The sequence below is a fragment of the Mycetocola sp. Y442 genome, assembly GCF_056898615.1.
In genome coordinates this window covers 556,509-579,224 of the sequence record NZ_JBXHBV010000001.1, presented here as the reverse complement: position 1 = coordinate 579,224, position 22,716 = coordinate 556,509, and the positions used below count along the sequence as shown (strand labels likewise).

General features: G+C 63.9%; 21 protein-coding genes and 1 pseudogene. 10 read left to right on the top strand and 12 right to left on the bottom strand.

What is annotated here, in order from left to right; genetic code table 11:
• Positions 1-2: 2 nt before the first annotated feature.
• From AC1X6S_RS02735 to AC1X6S_RS02700, 8 genes are all read right to left on the bottom strand, one after another.
• Positions 3-4,874 (bottom strand): FAD-dependent oxidoreductase, encoded by a 4,872-nt coding sequence (locus AC1X6S_RS02735; protein ID WP_483404283.1) that lies wholly within the window; start codon positions 4,872-4,874, stop codon positions 3-5.
• Between the two features lie 30 nt (positions 4,875-4,904).
• Positions 4,905-5,336 (bottom strand): PASTA domain-containing protein, encoded by a 432-nt coding sequence (locus AC1X6S_RS02730; RefSeq protein ID WP_483404282.1) that lies wholly within the window; start codon positions 5,334-5,336, stop codon positions 4,905-4,907.
• Between the two features lie 12 nt (positions 5,337-5,348).
• Entirely contained in the window at positions 5,349-5,906 is a 558-nt protein-coding gene (locus tag AC1X6S_RS02725; RefSeq protein ID WP_483404281.1) for a hypothetical protein, read from the bottom strand.
• Positions 5,903-6,385, bottom strand: a complete 483-nt coding sequence (locus tag AC1X6S_RS02720) for a hypothetical protein (protein WP_483404280.1) — start codon at positions 6,383-6,385, stop codon at positions 5,903-5,905. The genes AC1X6S_RS02725 and AC1X6S_RS02720 overlap by 4 nt, the downstream gene beginning before the upstream one ends.
• 11 nt (positions 6,386-6,396) lie before the next feature.
• The gene (locus AC1X6S_RS02715) at positions 6,397-7,338 is read right to left on the bottom strand and encodes a hypothetical protein (RefSeq protein WP_483404279.1); all 942 of its coding nucleotides are present in this window, start codon (positions 7,336-7,338) and stop codon (positions 6,397-6,399) included.
• A gap of 9 nt (positions 7,339-7,347) precedes the next feature.
• Positions 7,348-7,740, bottom strand: coding sequence for a response regulator (locus AC1X6S_RS02710; RefSeq protein WP_483404278.1), 393 nt, complete (start codon positions 7,738-7,740; stop codon positions 7,348-7,350).
• A gap of 132 nt (positions 7,741-7,872) precedes the next feature.
• Complete coding sequence (locus AC1X6S_RS02705; RefSeq protein ID WP_483404277.1) at positions 7,873-8,616, bottom strand: LuxR C-terminal-related transcriptional regulator; 744 nt, start codon at positions 8,614-8,616, stop codon at positions 7,873-7,875.
• A 361-nt stretch (positions 8,617-8,977) separates the two neighbouring features.
• Positions 8,978-9,883: a MerR family transcriptional regulator gene (locus tag AC1X6S_RS02700; RefSeq protein ID WP_483404276.1), complete on the bottom strand. Its 906-nt coding sequence runs from the start codon at positions 9,881-9,883 to the stop codon at positions 8,978-8,980.
• 216 nt (positions 9,884-10,099) lie between these two features.
• Here AC1X6S_RS02700 and AC1X6S_RS02695 point away from each other — a divergent pair, with 216 nt between their 5' ends.
• Positions 10,100-10,453: a hypothetical protein gene (locus tag AC1X6S_RS02695; protein ID WP_483404275.1), complete on the top strand. Its 354-nt coding sequence runs from the start codon at positions 10,100-10,102 to the stop codon at positions 10,451-10,453.
• Positions 10,454-10,598: 145 nt separating this feature from the next.
• On the opposite strand, the gene AC1X6S_RS02690 is transcribed toward AC1X6S_RS02695, so the two are convergent.
• Positions 10,599-11,663, bottom strand: coding sequence for a DUF2776 family protein (locus tag AC1X6S_RS02690; protein WP_483404274.1), 1,065 nt, complete (start codon positions 11,661-11,663; stop codon positions 10,599-10,601).
• Positions 11,664-11,915: 252 nt separating this feature from the next.
• Positions 11,916-12,638, bottom strand: a complete 723-nt coding sequence (locus tag AC1X6S_RS02685) for an alpha/beta fold hydrolase (RefSeq protein ID WP_483404273.1) — start codon at positions 12,636-12,638, stop codon at positions 11,916-11,918.
• Positions 12,639-12,777: 139 nt separating this feature from the next.
• On the opposite strand from AC1X6S_RS02685, the gene AC1X6S_RS02680 reads away from it, so the two are divergent.
• Positions 12,778-13,698, top strand: coding sequence for a LysR family transcriptional regulator (locus AC1X6S_RS02680; RefSeq protein WP_483404272.1), 921 nt, complete (start codon positions 12,778-12,780; stop codon positions 13,696-13,698).
• 34 nt (positions 13,699-13,732) lie between these two features.
• Here the strand turns inward: AC1X6S_RS02680 and AC1X6S_RS02675 are convergent, their stop codons facing one another.
• Positions 13,733-14,677 (bottom strand): DMT family transporter, encoded by a 945-nt coding sequence (locus AC1X6S_RS02675; protein ID WP_483404271.1) that lies wholly within the window; start codon positions 14,675-14,677, stop codon positions 13,733-13,735.
• A gap of 109 nt (positions 14,678-14,786) precedes the next feature.
• Between AC1X6S_RS02675 and AC1X6S_RS02670 the strand changes: the two genes are divergently transcribed.
• The 6 genes and pseudogenes from AC1X6S_RS02670 (at position 14,787) to AC1X6S_RS02645 (ending at position 19,191) form a co-directional block, all read left to right on the top strand.
• On the top strand, positions 14,787-14,978 hold the full coding sequence (locus tag AC1X6S_RS02670; RefSeq protein WP_483404270.1) for a hypothetical protein: 192 nt from the start codon (positions 14,787-14,789) through the stop codon (positions 14,976-14,978).
• Positions 14,979-15,237: 259 nt separating this feature from the next.
• Complete coding sequence (locus AC1X6S_RS02665; RefSeq protein ID WP_483404269.1) at positions 15,238-15,861, top strand: hypothetical protein; 624 nt, start codon at positions 15,238-15,240, stop codon at positions 15,859-15,861.
• Entirely contained in the window at positions 15,858-16,637 is a 780-nt protein-coding gene (locus tag AC1X6S_RS02660; protein WP_483404268.1) for a PspA/IM30 family protein, read from the top strand. Before AC1X6S_RS02665 ends, AC1X6S_RS02660 begins: the two co-directional genes overlap by 4 nt.
• A gap of 25 nt (positions 16,638-16,662) precedes the next feature.
• Positions 16,663-17,741 (top strand): annotated as a pseudogene (locus AC1X6S_RS02655) (DNA polymerase IV).
• 73 nt (positions 17,742-17,814) lie between these two features.
• Positions 17,815-18,528 carry a VOC family protein gene (locus tag AC1X6S_RS02650; protein ID WP_483404267.1) on the top strand — a complete coding sequence of 238 codons (714 nt, stop codon included), beginning with the start codon at positions 17,815-17,817 and terminating at the stop codon, positions 18,526-18,528.
• A 57-nt stretch (positions 18,529-18,585) separates the two neighbouring features.
• Positions 18,586-19,191, top strand: coding sequence for a hypothetical protein (locus AC1X6S_RS02645; RefSeq protein ID WP_483404266.1), 606 nt, complete (start codon positions 18,586-18,588; stop codon positions 19,189-19,191).
• A gap of 17 nt (positions 19,192-19,208) precedes the next feature.
• Here the strand turns inward: AC1X6S_RS02645 and AC1X6S_RS02640 are convergent, their stop codons facing one another.
• Positions 19,209-20,249: a LacI family DNA-binding transcriptional regulator gene (locus tag AC1X6S_RS02640; protein WP_483404265.1), complete on the bottom strand. Its 1,041-nt coding sequence runs from the start codon at positions 20,247-20,249 to the stop codon at positions 19,209-19,211.
• Between the two features lie 211 nt (positions 20,250-20,460).
• On the opposite strand from AC1X6S_RS02640, the gene AC1X6S_RS02635 reads away from it, so the two are divergent.
• Complete coding sequence (locus AC1X6S_RS02635) at positions 20,461-21,789, top strand: extracellular solute-binding protein (RefSeq protein ID WP_483404264.1); 1,329 nt, start codon at positions 20,461-20,463, stop codon at positions 21,787-21,789.
• A complete protein-coding gene (locus AC1X6S_RS02630; protein WP_483404263.1) occupies positions 21,786-22,715 on the top strand; it encodes a carbohydrate ABC transporter permease in 930 nt (309 codons plus the stop codon). Before AC1X6S_RS02635 ends, AC1X6S_RS02630 begins: the two co-directional genes overlap by 4 nt.
• Position 22,716 lies beyond the last annotated feature (1 nt).

Genomic DNA, 22,716 nt, shown 5'->3' with positions numbered 1-22,716 from the left:
CGTCACTGTGTCCCTCGGGCCAGGTGTGCGTTGACGGTTTCCCGGTACGCCGCGCCGTTGGCCCGCAGGTGGGCGGTGATGGTGTCGCCATTGCAGGCGGCAATGTATGCCCGGAGAGCGGGGTGTCGAGCGAGAAGCACCTCGGCGGCGGCCTCGAACCGGTTCGCTCGAATCTCGGATGGGATGCGATCGTGTTCGAAGCCCGCAGTGACCGCTGTCGCGGCGTATGCCAACAGGAATGTCTCGACGCCCGCTGCCGCATAGTCGAGCACGTGGACCGATTCGTGGGTCAGCCAGGTGAGGTCCCGTGGTGTCGACGTGTCGATCGGTTCCGGAAACCAGACGGTGTTACCGATGGTGATGGCGTTGCGGCCGTGCAGCGCGATCCGTACGACGTCCTGCAATACCGGCGCCACTTGCATGCCGGGATGAAAGACCGGCCCGATGACGAGGGCCATTGCGGCGAACTGGTCAACGGATCGGTCGTTGACCAGTGCCAGGAACTGACGCTCCCACGCACGCAGGGGAGTTATCGAATTGGTCGCGCGTTGACAGTCCTGCATCGTCGGCGTGCGCGGGGTCGAGGGCCTGAGCGGCGGGGCAGCTGACAACGCTTTGAGCGCCGCCCAGGTTTCTGCACCTACGACGCCGTCTCGACCAAGATCCGAACAAGCCTGGAACGCCTTGACGGCCAGCTCCGTGTGCTGGCCGAAGGTACAGTCCACGATGAGCGGTGACTGGCCGGCAGCAGCGAGTGCATCGGTGGTCCGGGCCAGGACCCCACGAACCTCATCGTTCGTGACGGGACAGGCGAGGGTGCCCTGACGGTACCGGGCGAGGAACACGTTGAGGCACTGCTGCGCGTATCCGACCGAGGGCCGGCGGACGTTCCTCCGCAGCACCGGATGCGGTGATCGGCCGCCGGGTGCCGGCTCAACTGCGGGAACGCAGCCGGTCGATGCCTCGGATATCTCCCCGGCGTCACCGAACCGGGTGCGGCAGTTGTCGCGCACGATGAGAGTGTTCGCAGGAACCACGCCGCGGTCGTCGGCCACGCGGCGTGCGAAGTGCGTCTCACCCGGGTGCAACACCGGGTCGAAGACGCGCACGTAGTGGCCTGGGAGGCGCGAGTCCGTCACCATACCGGCCGTCGGCAGTTCCTCGAGCAGGCGAATCTCCGGAGAGACAACGACGGCCACGTTGACGTGCGGGCTTCCTCGGCCGCGCGTAACCAACATGTCGCCAGAATCGAGAGTGACCGCCAGGGGCTCGGCCGGCGCAGCCAGCACCTCCAAGTCCCCATCGCGCTCCGCCGGGAACTCCAGTGGAGGAGTCCCGAGCCGATCAAATAACCCGCGGGGATCGGTGAGCGCTGGAGGAAGCTCAGCTGATGGGGTGGCGGAAGAAAATTCGGCGGCTCCGCCCGGCCGCGCGGACCGTTTCGATGCTCGCAGCACGGCGGCGGCAGAGGCGACGTGATAGGCGGTGCGCAATCCCGCATCGAGCGCGCCCTCCATATAGCCGAAGAAACCCGGGGAAGCCTGCTCCCCTGCGAAGAAAAGTCGGCCGCCGAACGGGCGGCTGAGTCGCTTCATGATCGTTGTCACTTCACCGGGGAGGGGGATGGCGTATCCCGTGCGGGTCCACTGGTCGGCGGGCCAGTCGACGAGGACCTCAGCGGTTACATTCCGTGAGTATCCGGGGAAGCGCTGGTTGAGTCGCCGGGCGTACTCCCTACCCGGCAGCACATAGGACCCGCCGCTGTAGACGGACAGTCCGACCCCAGCGACTGGTCGCGCCCCGGCAACGGCCGCCCGCCTGTCGGTGCTCTCCCACACGCTTCCGATTTCGTCGGTGAGCAGTGAGGGGGCAAGGCCATTCTGTTCCCAATAGGCGGACGGAGAGGTTGTGAGGTACTTCACCGCCGGGCCGCTGCTGACGGTGTAGTCCTTCCTTGCAAAAGGCGGGTCGGAGTCGACCGTGGGCCAGGTGGCGGGGGAGTTGGTGAGGATCGCGAACGTGAAGGCGCGTCGAGAGGAGTTTCCTGCCCGTTCCCAGGTCACCTCGACCCCTTTGGAGTTCAGTGAAAGGCGGGTGACAGCGGACGTCAGTCGGATATCAGGGACTAAGGCCGCGAGGTTGTTCGCCAGTTGCTGGTTTCCGCCGGCACAGCGAAAGTCTTCCGTGTGTTCCCAGTAACCCTGCATGTTGCTGCCGAGACGGTGCGAACTGATCGCTGAGAGTAGGCCAAGGTAGCTTTGCTGGTCGGTTGGCGCGCACTGGTCGTTGCCGAGTACGAATTCGAGGTAATCGCGCGCGAGGCTGTTTGCGTCCGGCAACAGATCGCGTTGGCGGAGCCGTTCGGCGACCGAGAGGCGGTCCCATTCGGCGGCGTGCGGAGAGATCCAGGGCCTGAGTCGGTCGACCGTCGCGGCCTCGCGTCCGAGCAGCCGCTTCGCCGGAGCGAGTTCCTTCTCGATCGCCTTGCGCTCGGCGTCGGTGAGGTCGGAACCGCCGAGCCGCCACCGGGTACGCAGGCCACGCCGTGTGTAGTCCTGCTCCGTCGGCACTCTGGTCATTTTCAGCCCTTGCGAACGCGCGAGGCGGAGCCATAGAGGGTGATTGCTGCCGATGAGTTCGGCTCCCGCCTCGATGGTCTTACCGGGTATGAGATCGCGCCGGCTCCAGACCCGGCCGCCGAGCCTGTCGTTCGCCTCGAAAAGTGTGACCGTGAAGCCACCCTGTGCGAGCCGGCTCGCAGCCATCAGACCGGAAAGTCCTCCGCCGACGACCGCGACGCTTACGTCTTTCGGTGAATCGGCATCCTGGTTCCCTTGAGTAACGCCGTTGCATCCGCAATCCGGTTCGGCTTCGTCAGGCTGATCGCCGGCGTGACCTGCACCGATGCTCTCGTGAGGAGGCGGTGGAAACCAAAGGGGTGAGGGCTCGTAGGCCCCGGTGGTCTCGTATCTATCGACGGCCGGTACCACGAGGTTTTCGGCCTGCGGCTGGCCGGCTTGCGCGTCCGGCACGGTCTGCCCCTGCTGATTGCCCGCCATTTCCAGATCGGAATCGCGCGTGCGCTGTTGCGCGGCCAACTCCTCATTTCCGATGACCCCGTCGTCGTGCGGCCTCTCTTCTGATCCGATGCCGCGTTGCGGGGGCGGCGCGGGGGTGACGAGTTCGAGGGCGTTACGCACGTTGAGCTTCCCGGCGCCCACACGACGGGGGTCCGAGTCTTCCGCGGCCGGGTCGCAACTGGCGAGAAGAATGCGACGGGTGTCCTCAATGCCGAGATGCCCTCCCCGCTCGAAGAGGAGAGCGACCGCTCCTGCCACGGCGGGGGCGGCCATGCTCGTGCCCGACATTCGCACGTAGGGCGACGTGAGTATTCCCGAGTGCGGGTGGGACCGAGCGCCGAGTTCCATAACACCCGGGGCAAGAATGTCGGGTTTTTGGCGACCGTCCCGCGTGGGACCGGAACTGCTGAACGGCGCGACAGGCGAGTCGGCGCGGTGCGCGTTGTATGCGCCGACGACGATCGTGCGAAAGCCATTCGCAATCGTTCCCGTCGTGGTCCTGGGGTCCGCCTCCCGCGAGGCGAGTCGTGACTGGCACGCGCGGCATCCACTGTCTCGTTCGATCCAGGCATGAACTCGCCCATCGACGACGTCGTCGGCGATGAGCGTGATCTGCCATGGCGATGAGTCGGGCGTCGGTTCGAGCATGATGCTGCACTGGTTGTCTCCGTTGTTGGGGTCGTGGGCGCGGTGATAGACGCGAGCTATCTCGGACCCGTTATGACGCAACGCGGCCGAAGATCCAAGTCCCACACGCTTCTCTAACCCGAGCGTTGGGGAGGCCAGTACCACGATCAGACGGTCCCGACCGGAGTACCAGATATCGACCTCGTTAGGTGTCGCATCCGCGGGATCGACTTCGATCGTGAACTGTTCCGTCTCTCCAGGCGTGAGCTGCCAGGATCCGTGTGTTCGGCGTTCGTAATAGTTGCCGCTCGACTGCACGATGGCGCGCCCGGGCATGCTTGACACGAAATGGTCCATAGAGCGTTCCACGAGGCTCTGGCCGGTGTGGGCGCCGGCATGCCTGCCCAAGCTGAGGTTCACGACGACGCAGCGGCCGGCGGCCACATTGTTGATGTAGTCAATTGCCTCAAGGAGTTCGGTGCTCCGACCAAGCGGCACGACATCGTGCCCCTCCCGCGTGCCGAGGTTAACGAAGACGATGTCGGCGTCGGGTGCCATACCCAACGATCCGCCCCCTCGCCCGTTGCCCGCCGCGATGCTCAGGGTGTGGGTACCGTGTGCACCAAGGCCCGTGTCGAACGACGCCGGGTGGTACCCGAGCGCGTCGTAAGGATCTGCAGACAGCAACGCCGCGTCGATCTCCTCCCGTCCGATAATGCGCCCGTAGCCGTACGGTTCCGCACTCGCTGACGGTCCCGACCGGTGGTCCCAGAGCGCGAGCAGTCGCGTCGAGCCGTCCGACCGGCGCAAGTCGGGGTGGACGAAATCGCACCCCCAGTCGACGAAACCCAAAACTACTCCGCGTCCGGTCTCTGAGACGCCGCTCGGGCGTCGAGCGTCATTCGTCGCGTCAGATTCGTTCTCGGCGCTGGGAGGCTCCACGTCGGGGCTATAGATGTGAGACGCCTTAACGCTGACGGTCGCATCGTCCGCCCAGATTTCTTCGAGTGAGCCCCGGAGAACGCGGGCCGTAACGACGTCACCGAAGCGCGCGACCACACGCGCGCCCGGAGGTGGAACAGCTGGATCCCGGAGACGAAGAATCACGGATACTTCGTCCCCGGGATCGCCGACGCCGTGGATGAGTTCCTGCAGTGCCGGATCCATTGCGGTGGCCTGTGCTGTGACGTCGCCCGGTCAACCGGCGGACTTCGAGGCGGAACCGCTCGCTTTGGAGGCAGTCCCGGTCGCCGAATTGAGGGCGTCGAGAATCTCAGTCTTGCGGCTCTCTGCCTTGACATCGGTTTCGAGCAGTGCCACGGCGTCGCTGAGGTGAGCGAATTGCGCGGTCCAGTCGGCCGATTGCGGAGGTTTCCTGACCACGAAGACTGTCACGGCAGAAGCGCGCGGGCGGGGCTCGTCGCCTTCGGGCCGCTGGGTCGTGACTTTACCTTCCGCCGCGCCGCTTTCCTCAACGTACCGCAGAGTCACGCGGAAGCCGCGGTTCTCCAGTTCTTTGAGTGCGTCGGCCTGATCGAAGCCCTTGACATCGGGAACCATGACGAGGTTCGTTGAACTGCCGACCGGCAGAGGGCCAAGGGCTCCGAAGGACAGACCCTGAAGAGTCATGATGTTCTCCTCCTACTTTCGCCCGAGTGTCAACAGAAGCAACAGGGTCGTTGAGTCTCCGAGTGGGCCTTTCGACGAGTCGCCGCCGCCCGAGCCGCCGCCCATGAGGAGCAGGAAAGGCAGTAGGGAGGCGAACTGGTTCTGGCTTTGCGTGACAACGGTAACCTCCTTGCCATCGGCGTCGACGGCTTTCACTGTCTCCGTAGTCAGCATGGGAAGCAGCACCGACATGAGCTTCGTCTGCTGCAACTCCGAGCGCAACGACTCGGACCCCTTTTGCCGCACGCTGAACTCTTTGCGCAGCGCGGCGGCTGTCTTTTCTACGTCGGACGTCACAGCGTTCGTGCGAACCTCAAGCGCCTTGACCGCGTTGCTCAGCGTTTCGATTTTGGCGTCGAGATTACGGGCCGCGGCCTGTACTTGTGACTGGCTGGCAGCCGTCGGGGCTTGCCGAGGCTGGAAGCTGCTTCGCCCCGTCGGTGTCCGCACGGGAGTGCGAGGTCGTGCTCGTTCGTCGAACTCTCCCATGTCGTCCAACAGGGCCTCGAGCTCGTCCGTGTACCCGTTCATGGGGTACTCCTTCCTGGTGTTTCTTTCTCTAGTGGTTCCGGATCAGGTTCGCGGGGGATCCGCGAACGGGTGAAGGCGTGGGCCCGCACGGCCGGCATGACGATAAGGCCGAAAGCGGAAGGCTCCGGCGGCAGCGAGCCGGGTCGCCCGCGCCCGTGACAGAGCGGGCACGTGACATCCGTCCCCAGGCAACTCGGACAGGCCCCGAGCGCACGCGCAACGAGATCGAACGTGTCATGCATGCGAGTGAGGTCTGCCGCGAGCGCCTCGACCTGGCCGCTCAGCCTGTCGACGCGGTCATCCGATGCGGGCGCCTCGGACTCAAACTCGTGTTCGCGCAAGTCGGCTTCGAGTTGCTGCTCACGTTGACTCAACACCTGGGCGATGGCTGCGAGTTGCGGATCGTCGCCGACCAGATTGGCTAGCGTGTCGCCGACCGGGGCGGTTCCCGTCAGGTGCTGCTGCAGAAGTGTCGCCATCTCGGGAGACATCACGCTGCCCCGATCAGTTCGGCGATGTCGACGTGAATGTCGTCGGACTCAGCATCGGCCCACAGGTCAAGGTCCTCGCTGGACTCCTCCGACTCCCACACCTCATCGCTGTCGCTCTCGATCACGTCGTCGTTTGCGGCGTCATCCCATTCGCCTGCAAGGAGTTGCAGAACTCGTGCCGCGCGCAGTTCGGAAGATGTCGGGTCAACGACCACCTGGCCGTTCGCGTCAACGAGGTACGCCGGTACCGACTCGGTGTCCATCCAAACCTCAGCCTCCTGCTCCGCCTCTCTGGCGAGGGCTCCCAGCAAGCCAGCGATGGCGTTGGCCGGTACTGGAGTGCCGCCCCGGCCGACGGTGATGTTCGGGTTACCCCCTGCGAACAGGCCGCTGAGAGCCTGGGCGAGTTCCGGGCGTCCGAGCAGGCTACGTAAAGCTGACGTGGCAGAACCCACTCGCGCGCTTCCGGCGCGGCCACCGCCTCCAAGGCTGCCAAGGACACCCGCTGCTCCTTGTGCCATACCGCCGCGGCCGGACAGCGCCCCCGCGGCATTGACGACGCCGCCTATCGCACCACCGATCTGGCTCGCCGACCCGCGGGTGTGCTTTTGCAGGGCCGCGCCGGTGCCGCCGACCAAGGCGCCGCCGAGCGCGCCCCACGGTCCCGCAACGCTTCCCGCTGCGGCGCCCTTCATTGCGCCCTGGGCCGCAGTCGCTAGAACAGGTGCCGCCGAGCTCGCTGCGCGTCCCACGTCTCGCGCGATCCCGCTCACTGCTTTGGCGAGGCCGCCAAAGAAGTCTTCGTACTCGGCTGGCGTGATCCCCTCACCAAAGGTCGACTCGAAGATCGCCTCAAGCTGGTCGTCGGGCAACGCGGCGAAGCGTTCATCGAGCACTTCGCGCAGGTGAGGATAGAAGGTGTCGAAGTCATACTCGCTCATGGTCTCTCCCTAGGAAGGCTCATTGTTGTTCGCGTCAACGAGGCGTATGTCGCCGGACGCGGCGCGTCGAATCGCCGCGACGAGGTGTTCTGCGTCGGAGTTGGGCATGTGTTCTGCGCTTGCTCGCAGCTGGTAGACGATCACATCGTGCGCGGTAGAGTCGGCCACCACGACGCCGAGCCGCGGGTACTCATCGGTGAGCGATTCAGCGATCGCGGGCAGAGAACCCTTCTGGGTCTCGAGCACAACGACGTCGGCCTGGGTGGCCCGCAGGAGCAACTGCACTTTGTCCGCCGCTCTGCCCACAATGGCGAGATCCGGCTGACCGGCCACCGCCGACGACACCGCCTGCTCGAAGGTGGGGCTCAGGTCCGCCAGGAGTATTCGAATGATCGACACCACTGTCTCTCTTCCAATGTTGGTATGAGAAGTCGTTGGCCCCGACGATAGACCCGTCATTCTGCGCACACACGGACCGAAAGATCCATTTAAGACTCAATGATGGTGCTGGGCCCCGTTCCGGTGATCGGTCTATTAACGGCCTGGTACCGGCCTCCCGGGGGTACCACTGACAACGGTGATTTCCTGTGGTACTCCGAGGTCGGCGGCGCGCGTTGATCGAAACTTCGCCGCCGCCTCACCGCGATGGGATACACGCATCTTCTCAAGGAGGTTGTGCACGTGATTCTTGACGGTCCGCACCTCAATCCTTAAATCCGAAGCGATCTGCTTATTGGTCCAACCGAGTTCGATGAGCGTAAGAACTTCGCGCTCGCGGGGAGTGAGGCGCTCGTCGCTGGTCGAGCCGTCGCGGGGGACAGCGAGGGCGGCTACTCGTCGGAGGAGAATCGCAGCGACACGCGGAGTAGCCGCGGTTTCTCCACGCAGAACTCCCGCGACGATGTCTTCGAGATCTTCCACCGTTCCGGTGAGAGGGAGGAGGCCAGCTACGCCCATCTCTGCGCAGTCGATGATGGATTCTTCGTTGTCCGGAACAGCAAAGGCGATGATAGGTCGCAACGGATCGAAAGCACACAGGGTTGCGAGACAGTCGATAGATGACTGGCCCACCATGCTGACCAGTACCAGGTCGGGAGGGTGGGACCGCATCTCATTTAAAGCGTCGTTGAGGTGCGAGGCGGTCTGTATCCGTGAGGCCCAGCCTCGAGACAACAACATCAATCCGAGTGCGTCAGCCGTTAGGCGGCCACTCTCCACTATGAGCACCGAGCAGGGCTCAGAAATGGAGTCGATTCCGACACGCGGCGTGGCGTCCATCGCATCTTCTCCGGATTAACGAGCACCGCCCTTCAGCGGTCTCCGTAATGCCCCCATCATTACCCAGTGATACTCCGTGAGCAGCCCCCCGTCAACGGCATCTGCGACTGCGGCGAACAAAACGTGGACTTCTAGTCAGAGCCTTGCATCCCTGGGGTTTCGAAAGCCCAGGCGCGGTGCTCCAAAGCTCGACGCCTTTCCGTGCTACGCGACTCTCCGTCTCCGGAACGTTATCGCCCGCTTCCCCGAGTCGCCGCTCAGATCCGGCCGTCTCAGTGACGACGAGATCCTCGAAAGACGCGCAGGACACCTAAACAGACTCCCGAAAGCCGGCACTACTCCTCGTTAAGGGTGACTCGGTTTACGAAGCGGCTGACTGGCGGGCGGCGAGTTCTGCGGCCAGTTCCATGCAACGCAAGCGGGCCGGGGAGAAATCGTATGGCATTTTTCCGATGGCTTCGACTATGCTCATGGACTCTTGCCCCCTGCCCGAGCCCTGGCCGGCCTCGTCCTCAACTTCATCAGCGGTAGCGTGGTGCAAGGCCTCCCAGGAATCGAAGAGTGCGTCATTTTCCTGCGCCAGCCCGGACTCCTCGATGACGCCATCCAGCATCAGTTCGAAGGCGTGCCGCTCGGCAGCCACCTGTGCCACGCGGGGGTCGTCGACAGCGATCGTGTCGTCGAGGGCCTCCTCGGCGGCATCCACGCGGTCGGATTCGTCCCGCAGACCCTGATGGGTGGCCAGTGCAATGTAACGCCCGGCGTTGACGGCCGCACCGAGCGGGCCGAAGATCCGCTCCATGACCAGCAGGTTGTCCAGGTCCGCCTCCCGCAGGGAGCCATCGGGCAGGCTCGTGAGGCGGCTGGCGACGAAGTCAGAGAGCAGCCCCATCCTGCCGCCTTGGGTACGCATGCGCTGCACCGCAGTCCGCTGCCGCTTCACTTCCGCTTCCTGGGCAGCGAGGGTTTTCTCCAACCGTTCAAGCACACTGCCGACGTCGAGGTCGCTGCCGGCACCAGCAGGAGCCGAGTGAGCGAAGGCGTCACGGATGTCGGCCAGGGCGATACCGGCGTCGGCCATCTTCCGGATCCACAGGAGCCGGATCATTTCTTCGTAACCGTAGCGGCGGCGGTCGTCATTGCCCCGCTCGGGCTCGGGGAGCAGGCCGATCTCGTGGTAGTGACGGATCGCCCGCGGCGTGGTGCCGACGAACGAAGCCGCGTCACCGATCATGACCTGACGCGGCGGGATAAAGGACGAATGCATGAGCGGGGCTTTCCTCGGTGGGGCGGGACGTGAATACACCAAATCACATAACGCTACGTGAGGTGCAACTCCGCGCACTCCGCCCGTCACCAGTGCCCAAAGGTGGCGGTCTCAACAACGATTGGTTCCTCTCTGCCGTTGAAGCCCCGGCATTGTCATGATGCCCAACACGCCGATACCTAGCCGGGGAAAGCCGCCGAGCTCTACACTCGTCCCATGACGCTGACCGATACAAAGCCCGCCCGAGGGACGCAACTGCGCGAACTTCCCGCAGGTGCAATCCTGTTGGTCGGTGTTGTGCTCGTCCCCTTAGCTCTCGTGGTGACATTCAACAGCTATTCCGGCCCGGATCCCGACGCATATATTCGAATGGCGTTCGCACAGGTCGCGGGTGCAACGATCGCAATTGCCACGGTTCTTGGCCTTGTTCTGCATCGCGTCGTCAGCCGCAGTCCTGTCGGCACTATCGTTTGGTTCGCATGTATCGCGATCGTCGTAATCTCGTTCCAGATCTTCCAGTTGGCGCAGACCGCCGACTTCCTTCTGACGGGTTTGGGGATTGATACATAGGTGCCGCTCCGTTGCCCGGGCCGCGCACCTCGGTGACCTCTCGTGCTGTGACCCAGGGAAGCTGCGTTGATACAGCGAACAGGGCCAACTTTGAGCAGCCGGATGGGTCGTCCGAGAAGCCAGACGGTATACCGACTCCTGTGGCTCACTTGCTGGACGATGTGCCGCTCTCCAAAATACTGACGATTGAGTAGAGCGAGAAGCAGATTGCTCCCAAACCGACGAGGACGTGCGCTGCAATGAACACGTTCGCGTTGACGAGGGCGGCCTGGAACAGGAACGCCGCCAGGAAGAGACACGTCAGCGCCGTGACGACCGGGATCAAGGGCACCCGATTGGCGAGTGCAAACGTCCGCCGCCACACGAGCGCAAGCAGGCCTACCTTGCTGAGGATGCTGAAACAGACGAGGCCAAGGCCGATCATTACGAAGCCGGGTGTCCAGAAGTAGGGCTCGCTGTGGAGCCCGACCAACACAATTCCCCAGATGAGGTTGACGGAGCCCATGATTATGACGATCGAGGGCCAGACGATTCGCTCTCGGCGGGCGTACGAGTTCTCGACCTGGCGAAGGATGCTGAAGACCAAAGTGATCAGGCACGTGCAAACCAAAGCGAGCCCGCCGACCACGTGGCCGACAGTGAACCGACTGGGAGTGGTTGGGAGAATGAGGTTCGTGATCGAGAAGATCCATGCGACTACCGCCAGGACGATCGGAATGGCGCCGAGCGCCACGACCGCGGCTTTCGGGAACGCGGCTGGCGGAACGTCGGTGCTGTCTTCTGCCGCATGTGAGTTCACCGGGATGAGCGAGAACTTAGTGGATGCCGTCGCGACGGTTGCGATACAGCCGCTGATGAGCCCGACTCCGAACACAACATGACCGGCGATGAATCGCTCGTTCACGCCGGTACTCGGTTCACCAAGAAAGAGCGATATGCCGTATACGACCGTTGCCGCGGCGGCAAGATAGCCGATGGTCGGGTACGCGATTCGATCGATCGTCGTGAAGCGGTTGATCAACTGGCGGATGATGGTTGCGGCGGTGCAAAAGAGGCACAGGCAGATTACGCCGAGGGACATGACCACCCGGCCGGCAACAAAATTCGCGGGTGCCGCTCCTGCAGTTGCCACGTACAGGCCAAAACCGAGGCACACTGCCATCATCGCGAGCGGGATCGCGCGAAAAATTACACTCACTGCGTGGTTCATGCCGGGAGGGTAAACCGCGCTGGTCAGCGGCGGAAGGGGCCTGTGTCCTGACGGGGCGACCGCAGTTTGCGCATACGACCGGCATCCTCGTGACGGGTCTGGAGGTTGAAAACATAGGTGGCTCACTCGTTTCCGTCGCCGTCTTGATTGACCGTCTGCTTCGGCGTTCGCCTCGATCGTGATCTATCGCGGCGAATCCACCGTCTTCAGCTCGTTGACACGACGGTGGCGGCGAACCGCCAGGCCGGAGCCTCACGCAGGGACGCTCACAGCTCCCACCGCCGCCTCGATCACGTTGACGACATCCGTCGGGTGGGTCAGCATCATGAGGTGTGGGGAATCGACCTCGATGATCTGCTTGAAACCCGCTCGCTCGTAGCCAAACCGCTGGACGTCGGGCTGTACGGTTTCGTCGGCGGCGGCGACGAGACCCCAGCTCGGCGTGGTCTTCCATGCCGCCGTTGACGCAGCTTCGGTGTAAGCGGCATCCGCGAAGGAACGTTGGGATACCGCGAGTACTTCCGCTGTGCGCGGGTCGAGACCGGCAGCAAACACCGGCAGGAATGCGTCTGGAGCCACCGACAGTTCGATCCCTTCTTCGCGTCCTGGCGTTGGGTTCGGCATGGTCACGATGTGGTCGCGGAGCGCAGTAGCGGGGTAACGGGCATCCAGGTCGGCGGGGCTTTCGCCCTCGTCCGGAGCGTATGCGGCGACGTAGACCAGGCCGACAACGTTCTCGGCGGCGCCCGCAACGGTGATGACGGCGCCACCGTAGGAGTGACCGGCAAGCACAACAGGGCCGTCGACGGCGTCAACGACCCGGCGAACGCTCGCCGCATCACTCGAGAGCGTGCGGAGGTGGTTCGGAGGGACGATGACCGGGTAACCCTGGTCGAGAAGCGCCCGGGTAACGGGTGCCCAGCTCGCTGCATCGGCGAACGCTCCGTGAACCAGGACGATGGTGGGTTTGTTCATGGGGATAGCTCCAAATCGTGTTGACAGTCTCGGCAGATCGCCTGAGAAACACTCACTTTAGGAGTATGTTCTCCCGCAGATAAAGGAGTGAATCTGCACAGCCAGTGTGCAAATCTGCACCGACTGACGGGAGTTCATCGTGGGGCACAGAGTCGACATCCGGAACGTTCGCGCCGATGACCTGCGTTACCTCGCCGCGGTGGCGGACACCGGCGGGCTGGTTGCCGCGGCACGGTGTCTCGGTGTCGACCACAGCACGGTTTCACGGCGTCTTCAGGCACTCGAGGCGACCCTGGGGACCCGGCTTATCGGACGAGGCAATGACGGCTGGGTATTGACCGGCGAGGGTCGCATGGTTGCCGAGCACGCGCGCACGATCGAAGACGCGGTTGAACGAGCAGCACAATCCGTTGCCCGAGCGGCGGCGGACACCATTACGGGCACGATCCGGGTCACGGCAGCCGATGGGTTCGGAACTCGGTTCGTCACTCCGGCTCTGACACGGCTTCGCGTCCAGCATCCGAGTCTCAACATCGAGCTGCTGACGGGAGCCCAGCGCCTGAATGTGCGCCAGACGAACTTCGACATCGCCCTCACGATCGGCGAACCACCCAAGAGTCGCCTGTTCGTGGAAAGACTCTGTGAATATGATTCGGCCTTCTACGCGAGCGAAGCGTACCTGGCGGAAAATGGTGACCCGGAGTCGGCCGAAGAGCTGCGGCATCACGCGCTCATTTATCTGGTCGATTCGCTTGAGCACGTGAGAGAGCACCAACTCAGTGCCTACGTTCGTGGCGCGACTGTTGGCTTTGCGTCGACGAATATCTTCGCCTTGCTTGAGGCGACCCGGCAGGGCGGCGGGGTCGGGTTGATCCCCAAGTTCATGGCCGAGACCGTGCCCGAACTTCAGCGAGTTGCCGCTCCGCTGCAACCAGCGAGAGTGCCCGTGTCAGTTATAACGCGCCCCGAGGCCGGGAACCGGGTCGATGTGCAGGCGGTTCGCCTGGCGTTGCACCAGGAAGTTCTCAACCGCCGGGACGAACTCATCTGGCGGACCTGACTTCGGGGCTCGCCCATGGTCGGATGTGCTGCCGTCAGCGCTGCCGGTCCTCGAGCGACGGCTCGTCGTCGGGAGCGACAGTGGTTTCGGTGCTGCCGACGGCGGCCCGTTTGCGCGGGTTGAGTTCGCTCACCACAGCACCGGCGACGATAAAGACAGCGCCGAGAATCGCGATGGCGGGAAGCCGGTCGCCCGCCACCCGGCCGATGATTCCTGCCCACACCGGCTCGGCCGCGTAAATAATCGTCGCGCGGGTTGGCGACACCGACCGCTGTGCCCAGTTCATAGTGAGCTGGATGATGCAACTCGCGGCCCCCAGCGCCACTGCAGCACCGAGCCAGACCCAGGAGAACTCCGGCACCTGTTCACCGACCACCGGCATCGTGGCGAGCGCCAGAAGCCCGGCGACGAGTAACTGGACAACGGTGACCCGGCCAAGGTGTACCTTGCCCGCGAACACGCTGATCAGGATGATCTCCAACGCAATCGGCAAGGTACTGACCAGCGTCACGATCTCACCGGCACCAAACGTGAATCCGACGCTTCCAGGATCAGCCAGCAGGATCAGGCCGATGAACGCGAGTGCCACGCCGATCCACGTGAGCAGTTGAGGTGCCTTCCGGAACACCACCCACTGCAGGATCGGAACGAGCGGCACATAGAGGGCCGTGATGAAGGCGGAGGTACTGCTGCTGATGGTTTGCAGCCCGACAGTCTGTAGGCCGTAGCCGAGGTAGATCATGGCGCCGATCGCGGACCCGGCTCCGATCTCCTTCCAGGTCAAACCGGAGAGGGCCTTCGCGAAGATGACGGCGCTGATGATGCCAGCGGCGAGGAACCGCATCCCGACAAAGAACCACGGCCCGCTGTACCGGACGGCGATGTGCACGATCAGGAACGTCGCTCCCCAGACCACGGTGATCAGAACAAGCGCCAGTTCGGGCTTCGAAAGCAGGCCCCTCCGTGGAATGTGCGGCATGCTTCCACTTTATGGTGCCGAAAGGTGGTGAAAAGCCATGCGGGAAGAGGACGAGGCTAGCGTCAGCCCCGGCCGGGGACGATGATCGCCCTGTCGTACACTGTGAGCCATGCCGACCGAAGGATTCGCCGTGACCGACACCAGTGACAACACCCCTCACCAGCACGTTCCCGCGCCGGACGAGTCAACAATTCCGGAACTCGAGGCCGATGAGACGATCGCGCCGCGGCCCGAGGAAGAGATTGCTGACGTGCTCCGGGCGACCCCCGATGTCGAGGATCACAGCGAAAACCCCGCCTAGCGTTTCGCCTCGGGCCGCCGGAACCACACCCACTCGCCGTAATCTCACCACTCGCCGTGCTTGCCGGGCGCTCTGGAAGCGGCGGGCGGAGGAGGGTAGCCTTGCCGGTGATACGTGGTGTGATCGGGCATCACGACGCTGCTTGGTAAAGGCGATCCGGTGAAGGTCAACACGCGAATCTGGACAGGTCGATGACTCCGCACGGGGTCCTCCGTGGAGGGCGCTGCTGTGGCGTGTCCGTGAGCGTCGGGATGCCGTCGTGAGTGAGCTCGGCTGGATCCTGGTCAGCCTGGCATCCGCCATCCTCGCCGCCAACGTCGCAGTGGTCATCGCGGTTCGGGCGTTTTACCGCAGGGTCAAACGGAACCTCGCTCTCAACGGTGCCGCACTGCGGGTACGGTCGCGGCTCAGCCGGGGCAGACAGCGCGAAGTCCTGAAACTCCGGGTGCAGCTGAAAGAGACCCTGGACAGCGGACGGGCAGCGATGGACCTGGCCACCCGCAGTGACGGCCCACGCGGTGAACTCCCTCGCCTCTTCCGTCGCCTCGAACTTGAGAGTGCCGGCCTGGAGTCGCAGTTACGCCTCCTCGAAAGTGAGAATGACGGCGTCGTGCTTGCCGAAGCGCTGGAAACCGCGCATGCACGGGTCGACGAGGTGACCGACCTCGTTCGCCGGCTCCGCTCCGCTGTCGGATCGGGTCTTGGCGGCATCTCCGACGACAGCCTGACGGCACTGCGCTCCGATGTCGACCGCGAGGTCACGGCCGTGCGTGCCGGACTCGACGAACTGCACGAACTCAATGTGCAGGGCAGGCTCTATGACACTCTTCAACACCAGCAAACAATCCGTACCCCCAAGGGTGAGCGAGGGAACCAGCCATGAGCAACACATCGCGGATACGCAACATTCTTCGGAGCAAAGCGTCCAAGGGACTCGACAAGCTGGAGGACCCGCGTGACGTGCTCGATGACAGCTACGACCAGCTGGTCAGGATGCTGCAACAGGTGCGGCAGGGCCTGGCCGAGGTAGCGACCGCGAAGAAGCGCATCGAACTCCAGGGGCAGGAGATGGGCACGCGCCACAGTCGGTTGACCCGTCAGGCGCAGGAAGCGATGGCTCATGGCCGGGATGACCTCGCCCGCATTGCGTTGGAGCGGCGGGTGTTCCTCGAGGGCCAGGTCGCGTCGATCCGCACGCAGTTCACCGCGCTGCAACGACAGACGGCTGGCTTGCAAGACAAGGAGCGTCGGCTCGCGGAGCGCGTCGCCGCTTTCCGGATCGAGAAAGAAACTATCAAGGCCACCTACACCGCCTCCGAGGCCCAGGTCAGGGTGAACGAGACGTTGGGCGGCGTCGGTTCGCAAATGAGCGACGTGGGCGAGAGTCTGGATCGGGCACGCGACCGTGTCGCACAGATGCGGGCGCGGGCAGCGGCGACGGACGAACTGTTGTCGAGCGGCGCGCTCGGCGACCTCACCGCGGCGCCCGACGCTGACCTCGAACGCGCCCTGGAGTCGCTCGCGCTCGACGCGGAAGTGGAGCAGCAATTGCGATCGATGAAGAACGCTGGGGCACCCGATGCCGAACTGGCGGCCACTCCACAGTCTGACGAGCCCGACGCCTGGTTGAGCATCGGCGGCGAGCCAGGCGCGCGCTGAACCGACTCAAGCAAAGGGCGGTCGGATGAGTGCAGCAGACACTCCGTGGGTGTTACACGTCGACCTCGACCAGTTCATCGCGGCCGTTGAAGTGCTTCGTCGTCCGGAGCTGGCCGGTAAGCCGGTGATCGTCGGCGGACGCGGGGATCCCACCGAGCGCGCCGTCGTCTCGACCGCGTCCTACGAGGCACGCGAGTTCGGTGTCGGTTCGGGGATGCCGCTCCGAATCGCTGCCAGGAAGATTCCGGATGCCGTCATCCTGCCCGTCGACGCGGAAACGTACAACGCCGCATCGCACGAGGTCATGGCGACCCTCAAGGAGCAACCGGGTGCAACGGTGCAGGTGCTCGGCTGGGACGAGGCCTTCGTCGGGATCGTCACTGATGATCCCGAGTCCTACGCCAGAACGATCCAGCGGGCCGTTCTTGACCGGACGCAGTTGCACTGCAGTGTTGGTATCGGCGACACGCTCGTTCGGGCGAAGGTTGCCACCGGCTTCGGAAAACCGCGCGGCGTCTTCCGGCTGACGGCCGACGACTGGCTGGAGGTCATGGGTGCACGCCCGACCATCGACCTCTGGGGTGTCGGCTCGAAGGTCTCCCGTCGCCTCGCCGGGCTGGGTATCACCACCGTTGCAGAGCTGGCCGCCTCCGAACCCGCGGACCTCATCACGGAGTTCGGCCCGAAGATGGGCCCCTGGTACCGGCAGCTCGGTCGCGGCGAGGGTGCCAGGGAGGTGATGACACGCCCTGGGTGGCGCGTGGGCACAGTCGTGAGACGACCTACCAGCAGAACCTCGTGTCTCGCGCTGATGTAGAAGCGGGGGTGCGAGAGTTGGTCGACCGCGTGCTGCGGGACGTTCAAGACGAGGGCCGGCCGGTGGTCGGCGTGACCCTGAAGGTGCGTTACGCGCCGTTCGCGACGAAAATCTTCACGAAGAAGATCCCTGAGACGACAGATCCGGAGGCCGTGCTGGCCCGCGCGATGGAACTCATGGGCAGGATCGAGGCCGATCGCCCCATTCGGCTCCTCGGGTTCCGTGCGGAGATGCCGATGCCTCTCGAGTCGCGAGAAGGCCACACACCGACGCGGAGCGGCTGGTAAGGGCCGGGCCTAACCGCGGGGTGCCGCAGTGGGAGAAGTGGTTTCTGACGGGGAACAGGTGTTGACTTCTCGTGTGTCGATAACGTTGCAGTCGGTTGCGTTCCAGTCTGACGCTCCCCAGCGGGATGCAGACTTCTGGGGAGCGGTTCTGAACCGTCCCGTTGAGAGCGACGGCGGAGAGAGCTTGCTCAGGGGAGAGGCGGGGCAGGTTGGTATCCGGTTTGCCTCCGGCCCTCCTCATGAGGAAAACAGAAGCAACCGCCTTCACCTTCATCTTGCCGATGGGCACCTCGACCAACGCAAAACAATCGCGCTGTGCCTGGAACTCGGGGCGCGGCTTCTCGGCAGCGGACGTATACCGGAGAACAGCTACGCGGGTATGGCCGATGTTGCTGGAGACGAGTTCTGTGTTATCGAGGACCATAACGCTTACCTGGCCGGGTGTGGTCCGTTGGCGGAAGTGACGTGCGAGGGCACGCGAACGGTTGGACTGTTTTGGAGCAACGTTCTTGCCTGGCCTCTCGTGTGGGATGAAGGCGGAGAGACTGCCATCCAGTCGCCTGCCGGTGGAACAAAGATCGCGTGGAACGGTGAAAGCGTGATGCCGGATGCCACGCGAGCTCGCCAGTACTTCGTGCTCACGGTCCCCGGTAATGAGCTCGATCACGAGGTGCGGAGGCTGCTGGACCTCGGCGCATCGGGCCGCCGCGTTGACCAGGCGGGTGAGACGGTTCTCCGCGATCCGGACGGCTACGAATTCGAAGTTCGCACTACTTCGGCGTATTAGCTGTTCGAGCGGGCCCCGGAGTCAGCCCGGAGGTGGTGCCGCTGCCATCATGAGGTTATGACTCTGTATTCCGACTTCGGTGCCCGCAAGGCACGCCAAATCATCGGCGATGTGCTCGCCCTCTTCCTGATAGGCGTCTCGGTCTGGCTCGGAATTACCGTGTATGCGATCGTCGCGAATCTCGCTTCCTTCGGGGAGCAGATGGAGGATGCAGGCGCGGGCTTCGAAGAAGCCATGACCGAAGCTGGCGACACTCTTGGAGGAGTTCCGCTGATCGGCCGTGAGATACGAGTGCCCTTTGACGGGGCGAGCGGCGCCGGTGGAGCTCTCGAGGCGGCGGGGCAGAGCCAGCAGATTGCAGTCAGCCAGCTTGCCACGGGCCTCGGCATCGGTGTCGCCGCTCTGCCGGTCATGGTGATTCTCGTGCTGTGGCTGATTCCTCGGGCCCGATTTGTATGGAAGGCCAGGCAGGACAGGTCGGCGTTGAAGTCTGGCACCGGGATTGACCTTCTCGCCCTGCGTGCCCTCGCGACCCAGGACATATCGAGCCTCGTACGAATTCATCCGGACGCAATGGGCGCGTGGAGACGCGGTGACGAGGGCGTCGTGCGCGCACTCGCCCAACTTGAGCTGAAGAGTTCCGGCGTGCGCCTGGGACAATAGCCAGGGGTGTCGTCTGGCTAGGAGCGCGTGCTGATCAAGCGGGCCGTCGAATCCCGAACGACGAGCTCGGTGGCCAGTTCCATGTGCTCTGAGTCAAGCCGCTCGCCGCGCGCCAGCCGCAGAACACCGCGAAGCGCGGCACGACCCATTTCCTGCAGCGGCTGGGCTACCGACGTCAGCCGGGGGAGCGTTTGCTCCGCGAGCGGGGTGCTGTCGAAGCCGACGAGGCTGAGGTCCTCCGGTACCCGCACGCCCCGTTCCCGTGCCACCTCGAGCACGCCGAGGGCAATCGTGTCACTCGCGGCGAAGATCGCCGTTGGTGGCTCAGCGAGATCGAGGACAGCGCGGGTTGCCGCAACTCCCGTCTCCCGGTTGAACCCGCCGTCGAAGACGTAATCGGCGCGCGAGGCAATCCCGCGGCTCATCAGAGCAGCCAGATAACCGTGCAGTCGGGCGATGCTGCACTCGGCAGCCGCCGGCCCACCGAGGAACGCCACCCGTTCGTGGCCCAGTGAGAGCAGGTGCTCGGTCGCGGCTTTGCCCCCTGCCCAGTTCGTGGCGCCGACGCTCGCATACCCACCCGGCGGGGGAGGGTTGAGCGGATCGATGACCACAACGGCGATGCCCCGCTGGCTGAAGGCGTGGACCTGATCGCTGGACACCTGCGAGGTGACAAAGATGATGCCGGTGCGGCCCGACTCTTTCATCCGTTGCGCCCACTCCTCATGGTCGACCCGCGACAGCTTGTTCGGGGTGTGGCTGCTCACGACGACGTCCACGTCGACAGTCACGGCGTAATCGAGGATGCCGCGAAGCACTTCCATGGAATAGGCGCCATCGTGCACACCGATCACCAGGTCGACCATTGCCGGTCCAGTCGAACGGATGCGACGCTGCGAGGGCGAGCGGTACCCGAGCTGGTCGAGAGCGGCCTGAACCCGCACCCGGGTTCCCTCGGCGACGTCGTCCCTGCCATTGATCACCTTGGAGACCGTCGGCGCCGATACTCCAGCCAGCTCTGCGACTGTCGCGAGAACCGGGGTGGATCGTGAAGTCATGTCTGCCACCTTGCGGTCAGGGCACCGAAATGTTTCGATGCGTTTAGTCTGCACCACACCCCGCCCGCGGGGCAACAGAAGCCTCTGGATACTTGACATTATTTGTTGTGGCTAGCTACATTTGAGGCATCGCCACGAGATTCTTTCGAAACATATCGAAAGAACGTGGCATCGCCGACAGGTACTGCCCCATTTATCAATGGAGATAGAAATGGAAACCAAGGCCACACCGTCACGTCGCACCTTCATCTCGCTCGCGATCGCGGCCCCGCTGCTGACATGGGGTCTCACCTCGTGCGGTACCACCGGGCCCGGCGGCGGCTCCGCGGGAGGTGCGTCGCTCTGGGCGCTCTCGGGCGATCCCAACGAAACGATCCGCAAGAACTCGGTGGACGCCTTCAACAAGGCGAATCCCAAAACGCCGCTCGGACTCACCTTCTTTCAGAACGACGCGTACAAAACCAAGATCAAGACGGCCATCGGCGCCGGGCAGGCGCCGACGATGATCTACGGCTGGGGTGGTGGAACGCTGAAGTCCTACGTTGACGGCGGCCAGGTGGACGACCTGACCAGCTGGTTCGAGGAGAACCCCGACGTCAAGGAGCGCCTGTTTGCCGGAGCGTTCGGCGCCGGCACGATCGACGGCAGAATTTACGCCATTCCCATCCAGACGGTCCAGCCCATCGTCTTCTTCTACAACAAGGAACTCTTCGAGCAGGCCGGAGCCGAACCTCCCCAGACCTGGTCGGATGTGATGAGCCTCGTCACCACGTTCAACGAGCGCGGCATCGCCCCATTCTCGCTCGGCGGCCAGTCTCGCTGGACGTCGATGATGTGGCTTCAGTACATGTTCGATCGGGTGGGCGGCCCCCAGGTCTTCACCGACATCTTCAATGGAAAAACGGATGCCTGGTCGCACCCGGCCGCCATCGAAGCGCTCACCAAAATCCAGGAGCTCGTGAAGGCCGATGGGTTCATCAAGGGCTTCAACTCGATCACAGCAGACAGCAATGCCGACCAGGCGCTCCTGTACACCGGCAAGGCGGCCATGATGCTGCATGGTTCGTGGACGTACGGCGGGATGAAGAACGACGGCGGCAGCTTCGTCCAGGACGGCAAGCTTGGCTGGGTGCCCTTCCCGACCGTTGATGGCGGACTCGGTGACCCGAAGAACGCCGTCGGGAACCCCTGCAACTTCCTCTCCATCTCGTCGAAAGCATCCGATGAGGAGAAGGAGACGGCGAAGAAATACTTTGCCGAATCACTCTCCAACGACGACGAGGTTGCCGCCTTCATCGAGACCGGTGCGGTTCCCGTGGTGAACGGCATCCAGGACAAGATCAAGGAGACCGAAGAGAGCGACTTCCTGAGCCACGTCTACGAACTCGGCGCAAACGCTCCCGCGTTCCAGCAGTCATGGGACCAGGCGCTGAGCCCGACCGCCGCTGAAGCATTGCTCAACAACATCGACCAGCTGTTCGTGCTCTCGATCACCCCGGAGCAGTTCGCAACGAACATGAACGAGACTCTCGGGAAATGACCGCAACGATCACCCCGCGACGGGCGCAACGCGAGCGCGCGGCGCCCGTCGCCGGGGGCAGTACCGGCAGGATCGCCTGGCTCGCGCTCCCCGCTCTCATCTTCTTCGTCGCCTTTGCCGTCGTTCCGCTTGTCGGCGTGCTGATCCTCAGCTTCACGAACTGGGACGGTATCGGCGCCATCACGCCGGCCGGCTTCGCGAACTGGGCGTCGGTGCTCGTCGATCCGGACATGCTGCACTCGCTCGGGCTCACCCTGCTGGTCATGGTGCTCTCGTGGCTCGTGCAGACACCGATGAGCCTGTTGCTCGGTGTCTTCACCGCCGGAACCCAGAAGTACCGCACGGTTCTCGCCGTGCTGTACTTCCTGCCGCTCCTCTTGTCGTCAGCGGCCATCGCTGTCGCCTACAAAGCATTGCTCGATCCGAACTTCGGGCTCGGCGCCGGGCTCGGACTGCCGTTCCTCTCCCAGGACTGGCTCGGCAATCCACAACTCGCCTTCGGTGTCGTCATCTTCGTCATCGCCTGGCAGTTCATCCCGTTTCACACCCTGATCTATCAGGGCGGCGTTCGACAGATTCCGCGGTCAATCTACGAGGCCGCGGAGATCGACGGAGCGGGGCGCGTCAAGCAGTTCTTCCTGATCACCATTCCCCAGTTGAAGTACACGATCATCACGTCGTCGACCCTGATGACTGTCGGGGCGCTGACGTATTTCGACCTGATCTTCGTGCTCACCGGCGGTGGCCCGGCAAACGCGACCCGGATCCTGCCGCTCGACATGTACCTCCTCGGATTCCGGGCCAACCTGATGGGGCCGGCGAGTGTGATCGCGGTCATCCTCGTTGTCCTGGGCTTGGCACTCGCCCTGTTCCTTCAAAGGCTCGGTGGCAAGGACAACTCGGCGTCACAACTCGAAGGGATGTGAT

Bases quoted from the DNA above. Each gene is read 5' to 3' on its own strand.
- AC1X6S_RS02720 (WP_483404280.1), bottom strand. From the start codon at position 6,385: ATGGCGACACTTCTGCAGCAGCACCTGACGGGAACCGCCCCGGTCGGC.
- AC1X6S_RS02715 (WP_483404279.1), bottom strand. From the start codon at position 7,338: ATGAGCGAGTATGACTTCGACACCTTCTATCCTCACCTGCGCGAAGTG.
- AC1X6S_RS02700 (WP_483404276.1), bottom strand. From the start codon at position 9,883: ATGCATTCGTCCTTTATCCCGCCGCGTCAGGTCATGATCGGTGACGCG.
- AC1X6S_RS02735 (WP_483404283.1), bottom strand. From the start codon at position 4,874: ATGGATCCGGCACTGCAGGAACTCATCCACGGCGTCGGCGATCCCGGG.
- AC1X6S_RS02705 (WP_483404277.1), bottom strand. From the start codon at position 8,616: ATGGACGCCACGCCGCGTGTCGGAATCGACTCCATTTCTGAGCCCTGC.
- AC1X6S_RS02675 (WP_483404271.1), bottom strand. From the start codon at position 14,677: ATGCCGCACATTCCACGGAGGGGCCTGCTTTCGAAGCCCGAACTGGCG.
- AC1X6S_RS02640 (WP_483404265.1), bottom strand. From the start codon at position 20,249: ATGACTTCACGATCCACCCCGGTTCTCGCGACAGTCGCAGAGCTGGCT.
- AC1X6S_RS02695 (WP_483404275.1), top strand. From the start codon at position 10,100: ATGACGCTGACCGATACAAAGCCCGCCCGAGGGACGCAACTGCGCGAA.
- AC1X6S_RS02635 (WP_483404264.1), top strand. From the start codon at position 20,461: ATGGAAACCAAGGCCACACCGTCACGTCGCACCTTCATCTCGCTCGCG.
- AC1X6S_RS02630 (WP_483404263.1), top strand. From the start codon at position 21,786: ATGACCGCAACGATCACCCCGCGACGGGCGCAACGCGAGCGCGCGGCG.
- AC1X6S_RS02725 (WP_483404281.1), bottom strand. From the start codon at position 5,906: ATGAACGGGTACACGGACGAGCTCGAGGCCCTGTTGGACGACATGGGA.
- AC1X6S_RS02670 (WP_483404270.1), top strand. From the start codon at position 14,787: ATGCCGACCGAAGGATTCGCCGTGACCGACACCAGTGACAACACCCCT.
- AC1X6S_RS02685 (WP_483404273.1), bottom strand. From the start codon at position 12,638: ATGAACAAACCCACCATCGTCCTGGTTCACGGAGCGTTCGCCGATGCA.
- AC1X6S_RS02690 (WP_483404274.1), bottom strand. From the start codon at position 11,663: ATGAACCACGCAGTGAGTGTAATTTTTCGCGCGATCCCGCTCGCGATG.
- AC1X6S_RS02730 (WP_483404282.1), bottom strand. From the start codon at position 5,336: ATGACTCTTCAGGGTCTGTCCTTCGGAGCCCTTGGCCCTCTGCCGGTC.
- AC1X6S_RS02660 (WP_483404268.1), top strand. From the start codon at position 15,858: ATGAGCAACACATCGCGGATACGCAACATTCTTCGGAGCAAAGCGTCC.
- AC1X6S_RS02645 (WP_483404266.1), top strand. From the start codon at position 18,586: ATGACTCTGTATTCCGACTTCGGTGCCCGCAAGGCACGCCAAATCATC.